This window comes from Methylomonas sp. TEB, from assembly GCF_047777895.1.
Lineage (GTDB): Bacteria > Pseudomonadota > Gammaproteobacteria > Methylococcales > Methylomonadaceae > Methylomonas.
This window is the reverse complement of record NZ_CP180476.1, coordinates 964,345-983,044: the sequence shown is the minus strand read 5'-3', so window position 1 is coordinate 983,044 and position 18,700 is coordinate 964,345. Positions and strand designations below refer to the sequence as shown.

The window sequence follows — 18,700 nt, the reverse complement described above, 5'->3', positions numbered from 1 at the left end:
CGTATTAAGAAAGTTTCTCTTTGATACGTGCGGCTTTACCAGCCAAATCGCGCAGATAATAAAGTTTAGCGCGACGAACGTCACCGCGACGTTTTACTTCGATACTGCCAACTGATGGACTGTGAGTTTGGAAAACACGCTCAACACCCACGCCATGCGAAATTTTTCTGACAGTAAATGCTGAATTCAAACCGCGATTACGTTTTGCAATCACAATGCCTTCAAAAGCCTGTAACCTTTCCCGCGTGCCTTCAGTTACTCTAACTTGCACCACGACAGTGTCGCCAGGTCCGAATTCCGGTACATCTTTTTTCAGCTGTTCAGCTTCCAATTCTTCAATAATTTTACTCATAACCACACCCTATTAAACAACTTCAGTTCTAAATTCTTTCAACAAAGCATCCTGCTCTGCGCTTAATGTTACTTTTTCAAGCATATCCGGCCGCCTCGACCAAGTCCGCCCCAACGCTTGTTTCATCCTCCACCGCTTGATGTCGGCGTGATTCCCGCCGAGCAACACATCAGGGACGTCGCCAATATCGCTATGCTCGGGTCGCGTGTAATGCGGGCAATCCAACAGTCCATCAAAATGCGAATCTTGTTTAGCAGATTCATCGTCACCAAGTACGCCAGGAATTAACCTGGTAACCGCGTCGATTACTATCAAGGCTGCCAGTTCGCCACCGCTGATGACATAATCGCCCAGCGACCATTCTTCGTCGCAAGCATGCTGGATAAAACGCTCGTCTATACCTTCATAACGACCGGATACGAGGATCAATTGATCGTAGCGACTCGCATCCAGCAACAACTCTTGACTAAGCAAACGACCCTGCGGACTCAAGCAAATTACTTTGCGGTTAACCAAGACATTATGCTGTTTGGCTGCATCCACTGCGTCGAGCAAAGGTTGGCATTTCATGACCATTCCCGGCCCGCCACCATAAGGTCTATCATCGACGGTCCGGTGTTTATCGAGCGTGTAATCGCGGGGATTCCAAACCGACAAACCTACCAAGCCTCGTTCAATCGCCCTGCCGGTTACTCCGTAACTAGCGGCATCGGATACCATCTCTGGGAAGAGACTGATAACATCAAAACGCATGCCTTTAGTTAAAAGTCCGGATCCCAATCGACGAGAATCAAGCCTTCGTCAAGATCAATTTTTAAAACAGTACTCTGCTGCAAAAACGGAATCAGACGTTCTAACTCCCCGTCAACTACTACCAAAACATCGTTAGCGCCGGTTTCCAACAAATGATCAACTTTACCTAATTGGCAACCCTCTAGATTGCGTACTTCCAGCCCAATCAGATCCGCCCAATAATATTCGCCATCGCTGGCTTTGGGTAGTTGTTGCTTGCGTATCAGAATATCCGCCCCCATCAACTCAGCGGCAAGATCTCTATCGCTAATACCTTGCAACTCTGCGACAACTAAGCTGCCTTGCCGCCTGCCGCCAAGCAATTTAACTTCTTGGATTTGGCTATTCTTCTGGAGAATCCACGGCGAATACTGCAATATATTTTCGCGGGGCTCGGTGAAAGAATAGACTTTTACCCATCCTTTTACACCAAAAACGCCGGACACTTGGCCGACGTTCAAAAAATCCCCTGCTGGCAAAACTAAAATTAAGCAGCTGCTTTATCGGCGTCTTTGATCAATCTAGCGACGCGATCAGTAGGTTGGGCGCCATTGGATTTCCAGTATTGCACGCGTTCGCTATCCAATACCAATCTTTGCTCACCACCGCGGGCTAAAGGATTGAAAAAACCGACGCGCTCGATATAACGACCATCGCGACTGCTTCTGCTGTCGGTAACAACAACATGATAGAAAGGACGATTCTTAGCGCCGCCTCTGGACAAACGAATGCTTACCATTTGAATACCTTAAATAACATTGAATCAAAAAACTTAATCAAACTATTCTACGCGATTTTTACAATAAGTGAAGGACAAATTACGATAATCACATTCTCATGCCGCGCATATTGCTCTTCAAACCGCGCATCATGTTGGCAATATTACCCTTGCTGAATTTTTTCATCATCTTTTCCATCATTTGATGCTGCTTCAACACACGATTTACAGCTTGCAAATCCAAGCCGCAACCATCGGCGATACGTTGCTTACGCCCACCTTTGATTAGATCGGGAAAACGCCGTTCTTGCTTAGTCATTGAGTTGATTACGGCAATCTGATGCGCCAGATCCTTGTCGTTGACTTTATCCTTAATATCTTTGGGCACCCCGCTCATACCCGGCAGCTTATCCATCATCGCGCCAAGCCCGCCCATATTCTGCATTTGTTCAAGCTGCTCCTTCAGATCGTTCAAATCGAAGCTTTTGCCTTTTTGCAGCTTTTTGGCTAATTGCTCGGCCTTTTTTTTGTCGACATTTTGCTCAATATTCTCAATCAGCGACAACATATCGCCCATACCGAGAATACGCGAAGCCAACCGATCAGGATAAAAAGGCTCTAAGGCATCGGTTTTTTCGCCGACACCGATAAACTTAATCGGCTTACCGGTTATATGCCGAATGGAAAGCGCCGCTCCGCCACGCGCGTCGCCGTCGGCCTTGGTCAGAATGACACCGGTCAATGGCAAGGCATCATGAAAAGCCTTGGCAGTATTAGCAGCATCTTGGCCTGTCATGCTATCAACCACGAACAAGGTCTCAATCGGCTTGATTGCGGCGTGCAAAGCTTTGATCTCTGCCATCATCTCGTCATCGACATGCAAACGTCCGGCGGTGTCGACAATTACCACATCTAAAAATTGGCGCTTTGCTGCATCTATAGCCCTGTTGACAATATCGACAGGATTTTCGCTGACATCGCTTTCGAAAAATTTTAATCCAACATCGGCGGCCAACGTCTCCAATTGCTTAATCGCGGCAGGACGATAAACGTCAACACTAACCACCCCGACTTTTTTCTTTTTCTTTTCTTTTAGATGGCGACCTAATTTTGCCACCGTAGTCGTTTTACCCGCACCCTGAAGACCTGCCATCAATACGATTGCCGGCGGGTTGATCCTTAGATTCAGCTCTTCGTTAGCCGAACCCATCACCTTGACCAGCTCGGACTGCACCACTTTGATCATTGCCTGCCCAGGCGTCAAACTGGTTTGCACTTCCTGACCCAACGCGCGCTGAGTAACTTGATCGATAAAATCGGTCACCACCGGCAAAGCAACATCGGCTTCCAGCAAAGCCATTCTTACTTCGCGCATGGTGTCCTGGATATTGCTCTCGGTCAGACGACCTTGGCCTTTAATTTTTTTTAGTGTGCCACTGAGGCGATCAGATAAATTATCAAACATAGCTGCGTCTTTATTTTTCTAGGGTTCCGGCGGATGTCTGCCAACACAAACGGATTACAACAATTGGTCTGCTTAGTTTAACATAACCGTATCGCAACACCTTTTGATTATTCCCCTCCCATCGCCATGTACACCACACCCGTCGGCCTATTTTCGATATTAAGCTATGCGATTGCCGCAACATTGATCGTTAAAGAAATTTTTGGCGCCAAACAGCACCGGCTATCCATGCAACTGGCTTGGCTTGGCGCAGGCTTGCATTGCGCCTACACCGTCTTAAACGTACAAAACCATGACGGATTCAACTTCAGTTTTTTCAGTACTGCATCGCTGGCAGGCTTGGTTATTTGCTTTCTGCTGTTAATTGCCTCGCTGGACAAACCAGTGGCAAAACTGGGCGTGTTGATTTTTCCTGTCGCCGCAGCAATGCTGGCTTTAGATATTCATTACCCAGCTACGCCACACCTAATTGTGAACCACAATTGGCAGATGAGCACTCACATACTGACATCGATATTGGCATTCAGCCTTTTAAATATCGCTGCCTTACAAGCCATTTTATTGGCCATTCAGGATCAACAATTGCGCCATCGCCACCCCAAACGCTTTATGCTTGCTTTACCACCTTTGCAAGCCATGGAATCACTGTTGTTTCAAATGATTGCAACGGGATTACTGTTTTTGACCGCATCCTTAGTCACCGGCTTCTTTTTCGTAGAAGATTTATTTGCGCAGCATTTGGTTCATAAAACCGTACTATCGATACTGGCCTGGATAATTTTTTCCGCACTACTGTTCGGCAGGATTCGCTATGGCTGGCGTGGGCAAAGCGCAATTCAGTGGACCCTCATAGGCTTTACTTCATTACTATTAGCCTATTTCGGCAGTAAATTGGTTTTGGAATTGATATTGAAAAAAGTTTGACCCTTTAAAAATAGCCCGAGACCACACAGCACCACATCCGCAGTTAAAATCCAGCGGAAACCAACGCAGCCTTCATGGTGAGAGCAACTTCCAGATCAGGTTTTTGAGCCAAAATATAATCCAGCATCATGATAGCCGCATCATAGATTCCTTGCTCCGTATACAAGTTAGCCAATTTTATTTGCGCCAACGTATCGCTGGGGAATTGGCCGATGTAATTATTGTAGGCGTCTATAGCGACCATCACATCGCCATGCAGCCTTTGCATTTCCGCATATAAGGGTAAGTAGACGGGATTCAATTGCGACAAACACTGTAACGCTAAATTGGCGGTATGAGCGTCATCACTATCGATACCGATATCCGCAATTCTTATCAGAGCCTGCTCTACCAACACACCACCACCGTCAACAATTTGTCGATATGCATCCAGCGCCTGGGCCGATGCGTGTTGCAATTCGGCCAAGTAACCAGTAATCAAATGGCGATACGGCTCAACCGCCTGCTGATCCTGATGCTTACTCAAACTAATCAGCAAATCACTCAATTCTTCGATTTTTTTATGCTTGAATAACAAGCCCGCCCTTTGCTTTAGACTTGAAAGATTTCCCTGGCTTTTGGCCTTCGCAAAATGCCGAGTATGTTTATCATGAACAATATCTAAGAAGCGTTTTTCAAAATCGGCAAATTGAGCCCGAACATCTACCGGCACCTCAGCAGCAGCCTTCCACAATCTTACGCGCCCAAAACTTCTGTCTTTTCGATATTGCTCGATTACCAAACCAAAATTAGGTATATCCGCATATTCCTGCTGCCTGGCTTGAACTCTTTCAACAGCGTCATCCAACAAACACATCAATTTTGCTGCCCCTTCCCGATAGGCGTCATAGAAAACATTGCCAAGTTGCTTGGCTTCTTCAGCACTCCATGCCTCATCGTTAAATGCCTTCGTCAACTTTATAAAACTTCTGATACCAAAGCTTTTTACCAACTTGCTGTAATGCCTATGTTCTCGCTTAAACTTCTTCTCGATCTGATCCAGTCTTTTTTTATCCTTATAGTTTCCAATGACCCCATCGGCACTATACATCTCGTCGTTGATACGGCGCGCATTCTCCGCCAGACGGGCAATTCCTTTGATCTGAAATTGGGCGCGCCCCAACTCATCAAGAATTTGTTTGTGATATTTACTATGTTCAGCAGATTCGCTAACGCGCTCGGCTACGATTTCAGCCACATTAATGGAGCCCCCCCCAAATTCAATTTCGGATATGGGTAAATACTCGACATTTTCGACTTTGGCAGAACCACCGGAAATATTGAAAATCCGACATCCCATGCCCGACAACTGTTTCGCCTGAAAACCCAGCGAGAGAATAGCCTGTGAAAAATCGCAACTAGTAGGCGCCATAAATCCGGCATTTGTCTCTACTTGCAACGATGTCAAATTAAAGCGTGGCCCGGCCAGTTGCTCGTCGCTACCGGTGGCATGCGTGAAGCCTTCTTTGGTGAAGCATAAGTCTACGCCGGCGAGCACTATTCTTTTGAAGCCAAAATGATACGCTACGTTCAGCGCAGTATTGGTCACGGTAGGACCCGCACTGCCAATATTCGCTACATTCAGTGGCGACGGCCAAGGTAGTCGCGGACCAAGATAGAACCCAAGACCATGCCATTGGTTAACTAAAGTGGGGACAGTGTGGTAGGAATAGACAAAAATCGGCTTGCTGCTGAACTCAAGCATTTCCTTACTGATATCAAAGCTTAGATCAGTCGGATCCACCGAAAACACAAAATCCGGCTCGATATAGGCTTGTAATAACTGGCGAGAAATTCTGGAAACCGCAAAAACCACAACGTCGTTCCGATGCGATCTGAGCCATGGTAAAACCTCATCAAGCGAGGGACCACCCGCCAAAATTAATACTGTCTTATCGACAAAGGCCTTTTCCAGCACTTTTGCCGGCCGTTGGTTATCGGCTAGGTTAATAATCTGTCTGGCAATAAACGCCTCACTACCCAGCTCGACGCTAATTTGCCAATGCAGTTGCGATAGAACTTCCGTGATATGCCAACTTAGCTCTGCATACTCCTCTATATAATCGTCTTGCGCACAAATTGCATTGTAGGAGCGTACTGCGTTGATATACAAATAGTCGTTTATTTTGAAATTTTTAATAGCCTCCGGCCATTGCTCCAAACCAACACACAGAATCTTCTCATCCAAGCCATCAAGCAATTGGTTTTGCTTTAAAGCCTGTAAAACGCCTTCCGGCTCAATGAAGAGGTAGCGCGTACCCTTTGGTAAAAACTTGCTTTGCAAGTATTTTGGCAATAACCCTGAATCCGTGCCGATAACCACATTAAGCGTATCTTCGGCAAACAGATCCTTACCAAACTTCGCGTCAAACAATACTCCAGCACTCACTCTATCGAAGCTGTTTCTATTCAGGTTGAAAAAATATTTTTCACCAAAATTATTTACGCTTATTGGCCCTAAGTCATATTGTCTCACCTGATCAAGTTCATCATCCATTTGCTACTTCTTGATTAAAGTTTACGGAATCTCACTAGCGATGTATCAGCTTAGCATTCCTTTATTCAAATACACCGTGAATTGAGACTAAATACTGCGGCTACTTTTATTTCAATAGCTGCAATACACCTTGGGTTACCTGATTAGCCTGAGCCAACATTGCCGTACCGGCCTGCTGCAGAATCTGACTGCGGCTTAAATTCGCAGTTTCGGCAGCGAAATCGGCGTCCATGATCCGCGAACGTGCAGAGCTTTGATTTTCAATAGAAGATTGCAGATTCGATATAGTGGTGGAAAACCGATTTTGAATTGCACCTAAATTCGAACGAAATGTATCGATTCTTCTGATTGCCGTGTCAATAGCGTTGATTGCTGAGCGCACATTTCCCGAGGTAGCCGCTGATCCAATTGAATGCTTATTACCAAAAAGCGCGCTTAAACTTGTCACAGCCAGCAGATCGGATACCGTAACCGATATTTGATTGTCTGCCGCCGTGTTAGCTCCAATTTGAAAGTTCGCATTCTTTAAAGAACCGTTTAGAATTTTTTTGCCGTTGAATTCGGTATTTTGAATAATCCTTTTAACTTCTGCACCCAATTGCTTAAATTCGGTATGAAGCTTTTGCCTATCTTCACCGCTAACAGCCGCTCTGTTGGCCGCCTGAATTGCTAAATCCCTCATCCTTTGCAACGTTTCAGTGATTGTACCCATCCCAGCTTCCGCAGTTTGCGCCATGGAGATACCGTCGTTGGCATTGCGCATAGCAACAGTCATACCGCGAATTTGCGATGTCATTCGGTCGGCAATCGCCAAACCGGCGGCATCGTCTTTAGCACTGTTGACTCTGAGACCTGATGATAAGCGCTCCATAGACATTTGCAGGCTATCGTTAGTCCGCGTCAGAAACTTCTGACTATTCAATGACGCGATGTTTGTATTGATGACCATTGATGATGGCATGATCGTTCTCCCGGTTGATACTAAATGGAATAGGCATTATTGCCGCCACTAAACATCAATCACTTTTCATGCCAATGTATAAAAATCCCTTTTAAATTCAATAATTAAAAAAATAATACGCTATTAGCATCATCAAGAACGGCTAAAACACACCCGATCAAAGGCCGTTTCGCCAATTAAACAGCCTTAAGCCAATTAGAACGACATTTTTTTGACTCACCCCTCCGAAATACCTTACCTAGAAGAACCACATACCAAACACCCCCAATAAAAACAAAAAAATTAAATTAAATCAACAATATACATAAGCATCACATAACTTGAGGATCGCTCTTTCAATATACGAAAGGATTACAAAAACGTCGAAGAATGCTGCAAGCTGAAATCAGGCAAACAATTGAGAACCTTAGAAGAACACACAGAGGAGCGGCATTTCATTGCCGCCAGAACAACAATCAAGAAATTAAGGGGTGTATCGATACGCTGAACAGCGTGTTGGAACGGGATGACCCGGGGAAAAACGGGGATAAGTCTGAATCAGATAACTTAGTAACTGTTATAAGCCTGCATTGCCTTGCGGCCGCGATCCAAAACTGATTGCTGAGCAGCCGAGAGCGACTTTTGCTCTTCGATATAAGAAATAAAAACCGCATCCTGCTCAAGCATCGACTGAGCTACTTGCTTGACAAGTAGTTTTTTATGCTCTGGCAAGCACGCTACGCCCGCAAAAAACTGTTCTAAACAAACTTGCCTTTTATCCAAAATATCAGCCAGCCCCTCCCATTCCGCTTTTAGTATGCACTCTTGGATATTGTCAGCAAAACCTTGTAATTGTTGCTGCCACTCCAAGAAATTAGGATCCGGGAAATCAAGAGACATCAGGCAATCGCATCCCAGGCTTCTTTGACGTCTTTCATCAATACAGTTACCTCGTTTAATATGTCCTCGCTGTTTTCACTGCTTGCCTGTAACAGCCGAAAGTTGATGTAATCGTAAAGTTGACGAAGATTGACGGCAATTTCGCCACCCTGCTCCAAGTCCAGTACTTCATTTAGACCGCCCACTATGCCGATTGCCTTGGAGATATAGATACTTTTCGCTTCCATATCCCCGTGAGTAATTGCACCTTTAGCAGAATTGATTCGAGCCAAGAACCCTTCCATCAACATTTGAATCAGCCGATGGGGAGATTCCTCGCCAAAATTGCTGGAGGTATGGACCTCTGCGTATTGTCTAGCGCCTTTTCTATGAGCATCAACGTACATGGGAAAACCTCTTCATTACAATTTGCTGATCCAGTTACTTAGAAAAGAACCGGTTGATTTAAATTTACCTACATTGACGTCCATGGCTGTGAATTGTTTTTGCAAAGTCTTTTGCAAATTATCCAGCCTAACCTGCACGTCGGCTTTACGACTATCCAAGGCTGACAATTGTTTTTTCAGCGATGTTTGCTGACTATCCAACGGCCCACCCGATTGCAATACGTTATCCAATTTTGAATAAAGCCGGGTCGCTACGCCATCAGACGACGAAAACACGTCACTTACAGATTGTAAACTGGCACTCAATGCGGTGTTAAGCTGCGTGCTATCCAATGACATCACGCCATCTTTATCTATTTTTATGCCGATCATGGCTAGCGAGTTATAGCTGCCCGTTGCTGAAGAAACCGGATTTGCCGAATCCTGCCTGACTTGAGAAGTCACGTAACGCAGGGTAGCATCGCCGATTAACGCACCATTTCCGGAACTGCTACCGCCAGTACCTCCACCATATTTGCCCAAATCTTTGGAAGTGGTATGTAACTTGTTGTACGCAGTGACGAAACTTGTCAGCGTTTTATTGACAGCCTCATTGTCCAAACTAACATCGACGTTTACTTTGGTACCGACTTGAGCAGATTTCAAATCTAAGGTCAGACCTTGGATGACATCGGTTATGGAATTGGTGCTTCGCGTCGCGGTTTGACCATCGACTTTGATAATAGCGTCGGTAGCCGTTGTCTGAGCACTCAGATTAGAAGAAAAAATTTGTGACAATCCTGACGTATCGGCGTTGTTACCATCGTCATCGGTACCCGTCACAGTAAATGCATTGGCGAGTCCTGAATTTTTGGCTGTGAGGACTAACTTGGAAATCGTGCCGGTGCCGGTCGAGTTGTCGACGTTAACGATACTCGCAGTAACGGAGGTATTGCCGGAAGCGTTGTTGATAGCGTCCCTGATCCCCAGCAACGTGTTATTGCCCGAAGCAACCGTCACATTGAACGAAGCTCCGGCGGTGGTTGCGATAGTCAAAGATCCAGTCCCAACGGTGGCAGCCGAGTTGGCAAACTCCCCCGAAATAGATTTTTGCGCCTTCGCCAACTGGGTAACTTCGACGGCATAAGACCCGGCCACGGATCCTGCACCCGCCGCGACTTTTAGGATAGATTCGTCGGCAGACGCGGCTTTATGCGTTTTAAACAGATTCCCATCTTTAAGTTTGCTTACGACCGTCTGGAAATCGGACAACGCGCTTTTCAAGGTCCCCAACCCACTCAAGCGCGTATTCGTTGTGTCTTGTTGCCGCTGTATCGCATTCAGTGCCGGCTGACCTTCAGCTGTCACCAATTGCGACACGAGGGTGCCAATATCGATACCGCTACCAATACCCGTCGATGAAACTATGCTCATGACACTCTCCTCATCCGACTAACTTACTAAGCACGATCCTGAATCATAGAGCCTTGTTGGCCGTCTAACTCCTGCATTCTTCTGATAAACGCCAGCATTTCTTCGGACGGAATTTGCCGCACGACATCACCCGTTTCACTATCAACGACTTTCACCACTAATTCCTTGGTTGAATCATCTACTTTGAATTGGAGATTACGGTTAACCGATTGGAGCAACGAGTTCCCTTTATCCGCCGCTTTTTTTACCGAATCGAAAGAAGGTTTGGCCTCATTCTGTTTGTCCTGATCTTGATTAGAAACTGAAGAGGACACAGTCGAGTCATTTTGCAACGCGGAAATACCAGGGCTACGCTTGTCAGCCTCGACCCTGGCTCCCGCAAATGATTTTTCATCCGTTTGCTTATCAGCTTTAGCAACAGTCACGGGAGATAGCTTTAACACATTTGAAATCTCACTGTTCATGACATTCACCTTATGCTTTTCGTATTAAACGGGAGGTTACGGTCCGCCCCCCCCCAATCAAAACTACCTTAGCAAACTCAACACGGATTGACCGGACTGATTAGCCTGAGCCAGCATCGCTGTACCGGCTTGTTGCAATATTTGCGTTTTGCTCAAATTGGATGTCTCTGTGGCAAAATCGGCATCCAAGATACGGGATCTAGCGGCGCTTTGGTTTTCTATCGAAGACTGCAGATTGGCTACAGTAGTAGTGAACCTGTTTTGAATAGCACCCAAAGTTGACCTGAAAGTATCGATCTTTTTGATCGCACTATCAATAGCTGAAATTGCCGATCTCACTTTGGCGGAAGCCGCACCCGAGCCGATCGAATATCCCGCAGCGCCAAACAAGGCACTAAGACTGTTAACTTTTTCCAAGTTAGAAACAGTAACAGAGACTTGGTTGTCTGTCGTGGTATTGGCACCCACTTGGAAGTTAGCACCCGCCAATGAGCCGTTCAAGATTTTTTTACCGTTAAATTCGGTATTCTGAATAATCCTTTTAATCTCAAGGCCCAGTTGTTTAAATTCGGTTTGAAGTTTGTCCCGGTCGGAACCACTCACCGCAGCCCTGTTGGCCGCTTGAACCGCAAGGTCACGCATACGTTGCAATGTATCGGTAATAGCTCCCATCCCGGATTCAGCTGTTTGCGCCATCGAAATGCCGTCGTTGGCGTTTCTCACTGCTACGGTCATACCGCGAATTTGCGATGTCATTTTATCGCTGATGGCTAAACCTGCTGCGTCGTCTTTTGCAGAGTTAATCCGCAAACCCGAAGACAAACGCTCCATTGATGTCGCCAGTGAATCGTTGGTTTTATTTAAAAAACGTTGACTGTTCAACGAATTGACGTTTGTGTTGATTACCATTGCCATGATGTTACCCTCCAAATTTCGAGAACGTTCAGCGCTTCGAAGATTTTGTGTTGTGTTGAATTAAAAAGATTTGTTTCAAACTCGAATGATGTATCGGCCCGAATTTGGAGAACTTTAACCCTCTCATTCAGAAATACTTGGCGAATTCGCCCTGTGCCCTTAGAAAATCGGCTTCGCGTCCTATGTCCAACCAATAGTCATTGACCGGAAACATAGAGACTATCTCGCCTGCAGCCACTTGCTGGTTTAATAAGGTCGGCATATCCAGCTTTTTCTGGGCTGAGATGCTATTAATCAAACTGTGATCCAGCACATAAATTCCCGCGTTGGCCAAGCAGCTTTGCAAGGGTTTTTCTTCAATCCCCACCACTCTTTGCTGCTCCAATCTCACGACACCGTAAGGAATTTGATACTCGTATTGGCGTACGCACAAGGTAGCGATCGCTTGCTGTTCGTTGTGATAGGCCAACAATCTGGAAAAGTCGATCTGGGTCAGAATATCGCCATTCATCACAATCAACGGCACATCCGGCAAATTGTCCGGCATTAAACCGATTGCGCCGGCAGTCCCCATCGGTTCGGTCTCATCAATATAGTCGATCTTAATTCCCCAACGTCCGCCATCGCCAAAGTAGTCTTTGATTTGCTGCGCTCGGTAATGCACGGCTATATAAAACTGTCGAAACCCTGACTTAACGAAATTCTCAATGATGGTTTCCAAAATCGGCTTGCCGCCGATTTCTAACAGCGGCTTGGGACATTCGTCCGTATAGGGCCGCAAACGAGTACCGAAGCCACCCGCCATCAAAAACACCGGATTGGGGAATGCCGGCTGCTTATACAGCGCCTGCAACGACTCCAGGCGCACCACCCGGCCTTGTTCATCGACAACCGGCAATTGGTAGAGATGATGCCCCTCCATCATGGCAATCAACTGGGTCTTACTGTCATTTAAAGCGGCAACTTTCGGCCGCTTATTCATCACCTCGAAAACCGGATGTTCCAGGGATAAGCCGCGAATCAAGGCGCGACGAATATCACCATCCGTCACCACACCCAGCAATTTTTCTTGGTCGTCCACGACCAACGCAATCTGCAAGGCCGCGCGATCAATCACCTCAATGGTTGCTCGCAACGTCGCTTCCGGGCGAATCAATACCTGCTGCCAATGCTGTTTCATTTATCAATCCTGTTGCAAATTCTGTATGTGCGAACGCGGCGGATAGACGATCTGCTTGCAACCGACATCGCGCGTCACCACGCTGCCCGCGCCCACCACGCTGCCGGAACCGATACGTAGGCCTTGAATGATGGTAGCGCCGGTGCCGATGTGCACCTTGTCGCCCAATTCCACCCCGCCACTCAGCACCGCACCGGGTGCAATATGCGCATCGCGACCAATACGGCAATCGTGCTCGACAATCGCTCCGCTATTAATTATGCAGTTTTCAGCAATTTGCGTGCCTGTCTGAATAATGGCGCCCGCCATGACCTGCACGCCGTCGGCCAGTTGTACGTCGCTTGCTGTAAACGCGCGAGGGTCGACCACGGTTTTAAACCTGTAACCTTGCGCCAGAAAGCGCTGGTACAAGTTCGCGCGCAAGCCGCCATCGCGCGGCAGAGAACCAATGCCGTTGAGTAACGCGATACCATCCGCTGCATAAGCCCGTATTGCCGAGTCGTCGCCCAATACCCTGACTCCGAAGTGCTCGCTTCCGGGCAGTCGGTGAGGATCGGTGATGCCCAATATCTCAATCTCCAACCGCCGTAACATGTCGAGCAGCACCCGCGCATGTCCGCCGCTTCCCAGCAAAATGACCGGCGTACTCATTCGATCAAGTCATCCACGTCATAATGACGACGACTGGTTTGGCCAAGCAATCGCCAATATTCCATCGGACTTAGACCTGTTCCCGGCCGCTTGGTCGTCAAATTTTCGGCACTAAATGTTTCACCTGCAGCAATCGGCTGCATTGCAACTAAACTCTTTCGAGCTATCGCGCGATTTTGTAGCTCCACGACTTGCGGCATTTTGTTTGGGCGGCCGAGCGCTTGTTCGATCGCGCGAATATCATGCACCATTTGCTTTAATTCAGCGGGCTCAAGTGACACTTGGTGATCAGGGCCTTTTTGATTTCGGTCCAAGGTGAAATGTTTTTCTATTAATACCGCGCCCCGCGCCACGGCGGCAATCGGCACGACCAGCCCTTCGGTGTGATCCGAATAACCGACCGGCAGGCAAAAAGCCTGCTGCAACACGTCCATCGCCCGCAAATTTACATCCTTCATCGGTGTCGGATATTCGCTGGTGCAATGCAGCAAGGTGATTTTTTCATGTAAAACCGCTTGCCCCGCTTCCGAACTGTAGGCTTGTTGAAATGCCGCCAAAGACGGTTGCTTCCCACCCAACAAGCCAAACGCCAAAACCCCCAGCGCGGTTTCCACCTCACCTAGCGTAGCCATGCCGGTAGAGACAATGATGTCCTTGCCGGTTTGGGCGTGGGCCAGCAAAAACGGACCATTGGTAATCTCACCCGACGGGATTTTCAGTTTGCATAGACCAAGCTCGTCCACCAAAAACGCCAAACTATCGAAATCAAATGCGGTCGACAAAAACTCAATACCTTGGCTTTGGCAATAATCACGCAACTGAAAATGAAATTCATATTTCAACTCCAGCTTGCGCAGCATATCCAACTGGCTCTCGGCCGCGCCTGTCGTGTGTTTTTGATATTCCGCCTTGCTCGCGGACTGGGTGACCAGTTTTTCGGCTTTAAAGGTCTGGAACTTCACGGCATCGGCACCCGCCGCCACAGCGGCATCGACCAGTTGCATCGCGGTTTGCAAGCTGCCGTTATGGTTAACCCCCGCCTCGGCAATGATGAACACACTCATTCAAGCACCTCTAAATCGAAAAAACGCTTCTTCAGCAGCCCATTCATCGACGTATGTTTCAGTAACTCTTTGATCTTCAATGATGCACCGCCTCGCCCGTAGGGATTTTCAACCTGCGCCAAGGTATCAGTAAACGCCCCGGAAAATACCGTGTGCAAAGCAGCCCGGATCGCATCGGCCTGCGGCTGGCAATGCAATACGCTATCCGCACAAATCCGTCCCAGCTGGCGATCACCGATATTCACGGTGGCCACATGAAAAGCCGGCGCTTCTATGATACCGCTGGACGAATTGCCGACTACCGCATCGACCAACTTCAGGGTCGACAAATAACGCAGAGAACCCAGGGAAACATAGCTACTTACTCGGCGGGAATGGCGTCGTCGATACTCCTCTATCATGCTGGCGATAACCCGGCCATCGGCATCGGCATTGGCATGAGTAAATATGATATGCACATCGTCAAACTCATCCAAAGCCTGCAGCAGCTGGGCAAACTGCTCGGCCGCCGTCGCCGCTTCCAAAGTCACCGGGTGAAAGGTGACCAACAGGTTGCGTGTCCCAAACTTGAAATCCAGCGCTTGTTCCAGCTCAGCTTTGTCCAGCAATGGCAACTTATAAACGCTATCCAACCCCGGTGCGCCAACGTTGAACACCCGGTCCGGTTGTTCGCCGAGTTGAATCACCCGCTGCCGATAAATTTCGGTTGACGTGAAATGCAGATGAGCCATCTTGCTGATAGCATGGCGAATCGCGTCGTCGACCACGCCTTCGGTGAGTTCGCCGCCATGAATATGGGCAATTGGGATGCGTAAATTCATCGCCGCTTGCGCCGCCGCGAATATCTCGAATCGATCGCCGAGCACCACAACGATATCCGGTTGTAAATCGTCTAAGGCATCGGCGAAACCGATCAAGCCCAAACCCATGGCCTTGCTGATGCCCACCGGCGTATCCGACGACAACAACATCTCCACCTTGCGGTTGATCGTGAAGCCGTCGGCGGCAATTTGCTGCCAAGTCAAACCGAACTCCGGCGACAAATGCATGCCGGTCACGACTAACTGTAATTCTAGGTCCGGGTCCGCTTGAATTTCCTTCAGTAACCAATACAGCAAACCGTACTCAGCGCGTGAGCCGGTGACAACACAGATTTTGCGCGGCGCGCCAGCCATCACGAAACCACACTGCTGGGCACATTGACCAGCCGCTCGGCCAGCCGGCGCGATTGCAGCAGATTATCGCGCTGGCAATGTTGGTACATCGGCAAATCAGACATCAGCTCCCACAGCGGCCGAGTCATCACGCCGCGCGTATTGCTAAATTCCAGAAAGGCGTCGCGCTGGGTAATGTCGTCGAGCAACAAGGCGTTGAGCCAGTAATTGGCATGAGTTCCGGCTGGTTCTTCGACGATTTGCGCGCCGTTGGTTTGCGCCCAATCCAAATAGCGCTGTGCTACGGCACGTTTGCGTTCGACAAAACTCGACAATTGTTCGAGCTGCGCCAAGCCCAAGGCGGCATTCAAATTCGGCATGCGGTAGTTGTAACCGATTTGGTCATGTTCGAATTTCCAGGCATGCGGTAATTTAGCCGTGGTTGTCAGGTGCTTGGCCCGGCGCGCCAGTTCCTCGTCGTCGGTCAAAATCATGCCGCCGCCGCCCGTGGTGATGATCTTGTTACCGTTGAAGCTAAGCACCCCAAGTTTGCCGAAAGTGCCGCAATGCTGGCCATTGAGTCGGCTACCCAACGCTTCCGCGGCATCTTCCACCAACGGCATGCCGAAGTCGTCGCATACTCGAATCAACCCAGCCAGATCGCAAGGATGGCCGAAGGTATGCATCGGCAAACAGGCGGCGATGCGCTTGCCGCTGGTTTTGTTGTAAACGCCATCATCGCAGCGTTCGCCGAATCGATCCAAAAACTCCGCCAAGGCCAGCGGCGACAAACCTAGCGTCGCCGCATCAATATCAACAAACACCGGCTCGGCACCGCAGTAATGAATCGCATTGCAGGTGGCGACAAAAGTCACCGCTTGAGTAATCACTTCTTCGCCGGGCTGAACGCCGGCCAGCAACAGGGCAACGTGCAGCGCCGCGGTGCCGTTGACGGTGGCTATCGCGTGCTTGGCACCGGTGTATGCAGCGATTTTGCTTTCGAACTCGGTGACATACGGGCCGACACTAGACACGAAGGTACTGTCGATCACATCCAGCAGATACTGTTTTTCGTTACCGGCGAAGCGCGGTTCGTGCAAAGGGATGAATTGTTCGGTTTGATAAATCTCCCGGACCAAGCGGATAAAGCTGTCAAACATTGTAAATATCCGCTTTGTATCGTTTCAGATTATCCGGCTCGGTAAACCAGGCTACGGTGCGGCGCAAACCCTCCTCCAAAGTCACTTGCGGGGCAAAACCGGTCAGTTGTTTGATCTTGCTGTTGTCGCACCACAAGCGGTTCACTTCGGACTTCTCGGGCCGCAACCTTTGCTCGTCCACCAAAAATTCGACATCGCTGGCCATGATGCTTTTGATCAGATTCAGCGTTTCGCCGACAGAAATTTCGAAATTGGAGCCGATATTCACCGTCTCGCCGATGGCTTGCGCCGACTCGGCCAACGCGATAAAACCCCGGCAAGTGTCTTCTACATAATTAAAATCGCGCGTCGGCGCGACATCACCCAGTTGAATCCGTTTTTTGCCGGCGGCAATTTGCGTAATGATGGTCGGAATCACCGCCCGCGCCGATTGCCTGGGGCCGTAAGTATTAAACGGCCGTGCAATGCTGACAGGCAAATTGAAGGCATTGAAAAAACTCATCGCCATCGCATCGGCGGCAATTTTCGACGCACTATACGGAGACTGCGGCTGCAACGGATGTTTCTCGTCGATCGGCACATATTGTGCGGTGCCGTACACTTCACTGGTTGAGGTATGAATTAGGCGTTTAACGCCATTATCCCGAGCGGCCTGACAGATGTTCAGCGTGCCGCGAATGTTGGTATCGGCATAGCTGTCCGGCGCCTGATAGGAATACGGGATGGCAATTAATGCCGCCAAATGAAACACAACATCAATATCCCGACAAGCAATCCGGCAAAACTGCGGATCACGGACATCGCCGCAGATCACCTCTATCTCATTTTTACAGGCCGCCTCCTCCAGCCAACCCCAACTATTAAAAGAGTTGTATTGGGTGAGTGCACGTACCTGAAAGCCGCTCGCCGCAAGCATTTCCACAAGATGCGAGCCGATAAAACCGTCGGCGCCGGTGACTAAAACCTTGTTCATACCAATCCTTGTTTAATGTACGCCTCAGCGATGGCCCAATCTTCTTCGGTATCTATGTCCAGACTTTGGATTGCATTCATGATCAGCGGCACTGTCTTTGGCGGGTAAAACGATTTGTGCTCCAGTAAATAATCGGTCTTGCATAAGTACATCGCGCCATTCGGCGTCAGCAGCGGCTGGCTTTGTTGCCGCGACGTCTGGGTGGGTTTTTGATTGTCCAAGGGCTGCATAAAGCCGCTCTCAAGGCGAAACAATGTAGTCAAGTCGCGGTGGATTTCCTTACAACCCACCACGGCCTCCGCTTGTCCTAACTGTAGAATCGACCAAGCCTGACGAATTATAGCCGGGGAACGAAATGGCGAAGTGGGTTGCAACCACATCAGCCAATCGGGTAGGTAACCGTAGGTGTGTAGAAACCAATCAAGAGCGTGCTCCGCCACTTGAATGGCGGAAGCAGTATCCGTGGAAAAATCTGCCGGTCGCAAGAACGGCGCCGACAAACCTATTTGCTCGGCTACGTCTGCATAATTTGCGGAATCGGTCGATAGAATGGCAAGGCAATCGGATAAATTCGCGTCCGATAGTGCCGTGGCAGTCCACGATAGTAATGGCTTACCGCCAAGCAACTTGATATTTTTGTCGGTTACTCCCTTAGAACCACTACGTGCAGGAATAACGATGAGTGTGTTAATTTGCATAGCCGTGTTTTAATT

The 18,700-nt window shown here is 48.5% G+C and carries 20 protein-coding genes; 1 reads left to right on the top strand and 19 read right to left on the bottom strand.

Going from position 1 to position 18,700, the window contains the following annotated elements:
- Positions 1 to 4: 4 nt before the first annotated feature.
- The 5 genes from rplS to ffh form a co-directional block, all read right to left on the bottom strand.
- Positions 5 to 352, bottom strand: a complete 348-nt coding sequence (rplS, locus tag ACMXD4_RS04490) for a 50S ribosomal protein L19 (protein WP_020484866.1) — start codon at positions 350 to 352, stop codon at positions 5 to 7.
- A 12-nt stretch (positions 353 to 364) separates the two neighbouring features.
- Entirely contained in the window at positions 365 to 1,105 is a 741-nt protein-coding gene (gene trmD, locus ACMXD4_RS04485; protein ID WP_171696469.1) for a tRNA (guanosine(37)-N1)-methyltransferase TrmD, read from the bottom strand.
- Positions 1,106 to 1,113: 8 nt separating this feature from the next.
- Positions 1,114 to 1,605 carry a ribosome maturation factor RimM gene (rimM, locus tag ACMXD4_RS04480; protein WP_415879981.1) on the bottom strand — a complete coding sequence of 164 codons (492 nt, stop codon included), beginning with the start codon at positions 1,603 to 1,605 and terminating at the stop codon, positions 1,114 to 1,116.
- 26 nt (positions 1,606 to 1,631) lie between these two features.
- Positions 1,632 to 1,883, bottom strand: coding sequence for a 30S ribosomal protein S16 (gene rpsP, locus ACMXD4_RS04475; protein ID WP_026602075.1), 252 nt, complete (start codon positions 1,881 to 1,883; stop codon positions 1,632 to 1,634).
- Between the two features lie 88 nt (positions 1,884 to 1,971).
- Positions 1,972 to 3,327, bottom strand: coding sequence for a signal recognition particle protein (gene ffh, locus ACMXD4_RS04470; RefSeq protein WP_415879980.1), 1,356 nt, complete (start codon positions 3,325 to 3,327; stop codon positions 1,972 to 1,974).
- Positions 3,328 to 3,453: 126 nt separating this feature from the next.
- On the opposite strand from ffh, the gene ACMXD4_RS04465 reads away from it, so the two are divergent.
- Positions 3,454 to 4,251, top strand: a complete 798-nt coding sequence (locus ACMXD4_RS04465) for an inner membrane protein YpjD (RefSeq protein ID WP_415879979.1) — start codon at positions 3,454 to 3,456, stop codon at positions 4,249 to 4,251.
- Between the two features lie 43 nt (positions 4,252 to 4,294).
- Here ACMXD4_RS04465 and ACMXD4_RS04460 read toward each other — a convergent pair whose 3' ends face one another.
- From ACMXD4_RS04460 to ACMXD4_RS04395, 14 genes are all read right to left on the bottom strand, one after another.
- Positions 4,295 to 6,787 carry a 6-hydroxymethylpterin diphosphokinase MptE-like protein gene (locus tag ACMXD4_RS04460; protein ID WP_415879978.1) on the bottom strand — a complete coding sequence of 831 codons (2,493 nt, stop codon included), beginning with the start codon at positions 6,785 to 6,787 and terminating at the stop codon, positions 4,295 to 4,297.
- Positions 6,788 to 6,893: 106 nt separating this feature from the next.
- Positions 6,894 to 7,748 carry a flagellin gene (locus ACMXD4_RS04455; protein ID WP_033157177.1) on the bottom strand — a complete coding sequence of 285 codons (855 nt, stop codon included), beginning with the start codon at positions 7,746 to 7,748 and terminating at the stop codon, positions 6,894 to 6,896.
- A gap of 546 nt (positions 7,749 to 8,294) precedes the next feature.
- Positions 8,295 to 8,627: a hypothetical protein gene (locus ACMXD4_RS04450; RefSeq protein WP_319960454.1), complete on the bottom strand. Its 333-nt coding sequence runs from the start codon at positions 8,625 to 8,627 to the stop codon at positions 8,295 to 8,297.
- Entirely contained in the window at positions 8,627 to 9,013 is a 387-nt protein-coding gene (fliS, locus tag ACMXD4_RS04445) for a flagellar export chaperone FliS (protein ID WP_026602079.1), read from the bottom strand. The genes ACMXD4_RS04450 and fliS overlap by 1 nt, the downstream gene beginning before the upstream one ends.
- 15 nt (positions 9,014 to 9,028) lie before the next feature.
- On the bottom strand, positions 9,029 to 10,426 hold the full coding sequence (gene fliD, locus ACMXD4_RS04440; protein WP_171696474.1) for a flagellar filament capping protein FliD: 1,398 nt from the start codon (positions 10,424 to 10,426) through the stop codon (positions 9,029 to 9,031).
- A 26-nt stretch (positions 10,427 to 10,452) separates the two neighbouring features.
- Complete coding sequence (locus ACMXD4_RS04435) at positions 10,453 to 10,890, bottom strand: flagellar protein FlaG (RefSeq protein WP_415879977.1); 438 nt, start codon at positions 10,888 to 10,890, stop codon at positions 10,453 to 10,455.
- 63 nt (positions 10,891 to 10,953) lie between these two features.
- Entirely contained in the window at positions 10,954 to 11,799 is an 846-nt protein-coding gene (locus ACMXD4_RS04430; protein ID WP_308441643.1) for a flagellin, read from the bottom strand.
- 133 nt (positions 11,800 to 11,932) lie between these two features.
- Positions 11,933 to 12,985: a nucleotidyltransferase family protein gene (locus ACMXD4_RS04425; protein ID WP_033157181.1), complete on the bottom strand. Its 1,053-nt coding sequence runs from the start codon at positions 12,983 to 12,985 to the stop codon at positions 11,933 to 11,935.
- Positions 12,986 to 12,988: 3 nt separating this feature from the next.
- Complete coding sequence (locus ACMXD4_RS04420; RefSeq protein ID WP_171696475.1) at positions 12,989 to 13,636, bottom strand: acetyltransferase; 648 nt, start codon at positions 13,634 to 13,636, stop codon at positions 12,989 to 12,991.
- Entirely contained in the window at positions 13,633 to 14,700 is a 1,068-nt protein-coding gene (gene neuB, locus ACMXD4_RS04415) for an N-acetylneuraminate synthase (RefSeq protein WP_171696476.1), read from the bottom strand. The genes ACMXD4_RS04420 and neuB overlap by 4 nt, the downstream gene beginning before the upstream one ends.
- Positions 14,697 to 15,875 carry a UDP-N-acetylglucosamine 2-epimerase gene (gene neuC / locus ACMXD4_RS04410; RefSeq protein ID WP_171696477.1) on the bottom strand — a complete coding sequence of 393 codons (1,179 nt, stop codon included), beginning with the start codon at positions 15,873 to 15,875 and terminating at the stop codon, positions 14,697 to 14,699. Before neuC ends, neuB begins: the two co-directional genes overlap by 4 nt.
- Entirely contained in the window at positions 15,875 to 17,014 is a 1,140-nt protein-coding gene (locus ACMXD4_RS04405) for a LegC family aminotransferase (RefSeq protein WP_415879976.1), read from the bottom strand. The genes neuC and ACMXD4_RS04405 overlap by 1 nt, the downstream gene beginning before the upstream one ends.
- Positions 17,007 to 17,987 (bottom strand): NAD-dependent 4,6-dehydratase LegB, encoded by a 981-nt coding sequence (locus ACMXD4_RS04400; RefSeq protein ID WP_415879975.1) that lies wholly within the window; start codon positions 17,985 to 17,987, stop codon positions 17,007 to 17,009. Before ACMXD4_RS04400 ends, ACMXD4_RS04405 begins: the two co-directional genes overlap by 8 nt.
- Entirely contained in the window at positions 17,984 to 18,685 is a 702-nt protein-coding gene (locus tag ACMXD4_RS04395; protein ID WP_415879974.1) for a cytidylyltransferase domain-containing protein, read from the bottom strand. Before ACMXD4_RS04395 ends, ACMXD4_RS04400 begins: the two co-directional genes overlap by 4 nt.
- Positions 18,686 to 18,700 lie beyond the last annotated feature (15 nt).

Bases quoted from the DNA above. Each gene is read 5' to 3' on its own strand.
- rplS (WP_020484866.1), bottom strand. From the start codon at position 352: ATGAGTAAAATTATTGAAGAATTGGAAGCTGAACAGCTGAAAAAAGAT.
- neuC (WP_171696477.1), bottom strand. From the start codon at position 15,875: ATGGCTGGCGCGCCGCGCAAAATCTGTGTTGTCACCGGCTCACGCGCT.
- neuB (WP_171696476.1), bottom strand. From the start codon at position 14,700: ATGAGTGTGTTCATCATTGCCGAGGCGGGGGTTAACCATAACGGCAGC.
- ACMXD4_RS04395 (WP_415879974.1), bottom strand. From the start codon at position 18,685: ATGCAAATTAACACACTCATCGTTATTCCTGCACGTAGTGGTTCTAAG.
- ACMXD4_RS04450 (WP_319960454.1), bottom strand. From the start codon at position 8,627: ATGTCTCTTGATTTCCCGGATCCTAATTTCTTGGAGTGGCAGCAACAA.
- ACMXD4_RS04425 (WP_033157181.1), bottom strand. From the start codon at position 12,985: ATGAAACAGCATTGGCAGCAGGTATTGATTCGCCCGGAAGCGACGTTG.
- ACMXD4_RS04460 (WP_415879978.1), bottom strand. From the start codon at position 6,787: ATGGATGATGAACTTGATCAGGTGAGACAATATGACTTAGGGCCAATA.
- ACMXD4_RS04420 (WP_171696475.1), bottom strand. From the start codon at position 13,636: ATGAGTACGCCGGTCATTTTGCTGGGAAGCGGCGGACATGCGCGGGTG.
- ACMXD4_RS04465 (WP_415879979.1), top strand. From the start codon at position 3,454: ATGTACACCACACCCGTCGGCCTATTTTCGATATTAAGCTATGCGATT.
- ffh (WP_415879980.1), bottom strand. From the start codon at position 3,327: ATGTTTGATAATTTATCTGATCGCCTCAGTGGCACACTAAAAAAAATT.
- rpsP (WP_026602075.1), bottom strand. From the start codon at position 1,883: ATGGTAAGCATTCGTTTGTCCAGAGGCGGCGCTAAGAATCGTCCTTTC.
- fliS (WP_026602079.1), bottom strand. From the start codon at position 9,013: ATGTACGTTGATGCTCATAGAAAAGGCGCTAGACAATACGCAGAGGTC.
- trmD (WP_171696469.1), bottom strand. From the start codon at position 1,105: ATGCGTTTTGATGTTATCAGTCTCTTCCCAGAGATGGTATCCGATGCC.
- ACMXD4_RS04430 (WP_308441643.1), bottom strand. From the start codon at position 11,799: ATGGTAATCAACACAAACGTCAATTCGTTGAACAGTCAACGTTTTTTA.
- ACMXD4_RS04435 (WP_415879977.1), bottom strand. From the start codon at position 10,890: ATGAACAGTGAGATTTCAAATGTGTTAAAGCTATCTCCCGTGACTGTT.
- ACMXD4_RS04400 (WP_415879975.1), bottom strand. From the start codon at position 17,987: ATGAACAAGGTTTTAGTCACCGGCGCCGACGGTTTTATCGGCTCGCAT.
- ACMXD4_RS04405 (WP_415879976.1), bottom strand. From the start codon at position 17,014: ATGTTTGACAGCTTTATCCGCTTGGTCCGGGAGATTTATCAAACCGAA.
- ACMXD4_RS04455 (WP_033157177.1), bottom strand. From the start codon at position 7,748: ATGCCATCATCAATGGTCATCAATACAAACATCGCGTCATTGAATAGT.
- fliD (WP_171696474.1), bottom strand. From the start codon at position 10,426: ATGAGCATAGTTTCATCGACGGGTATTGGTAGCGGTATCGATATTGGC.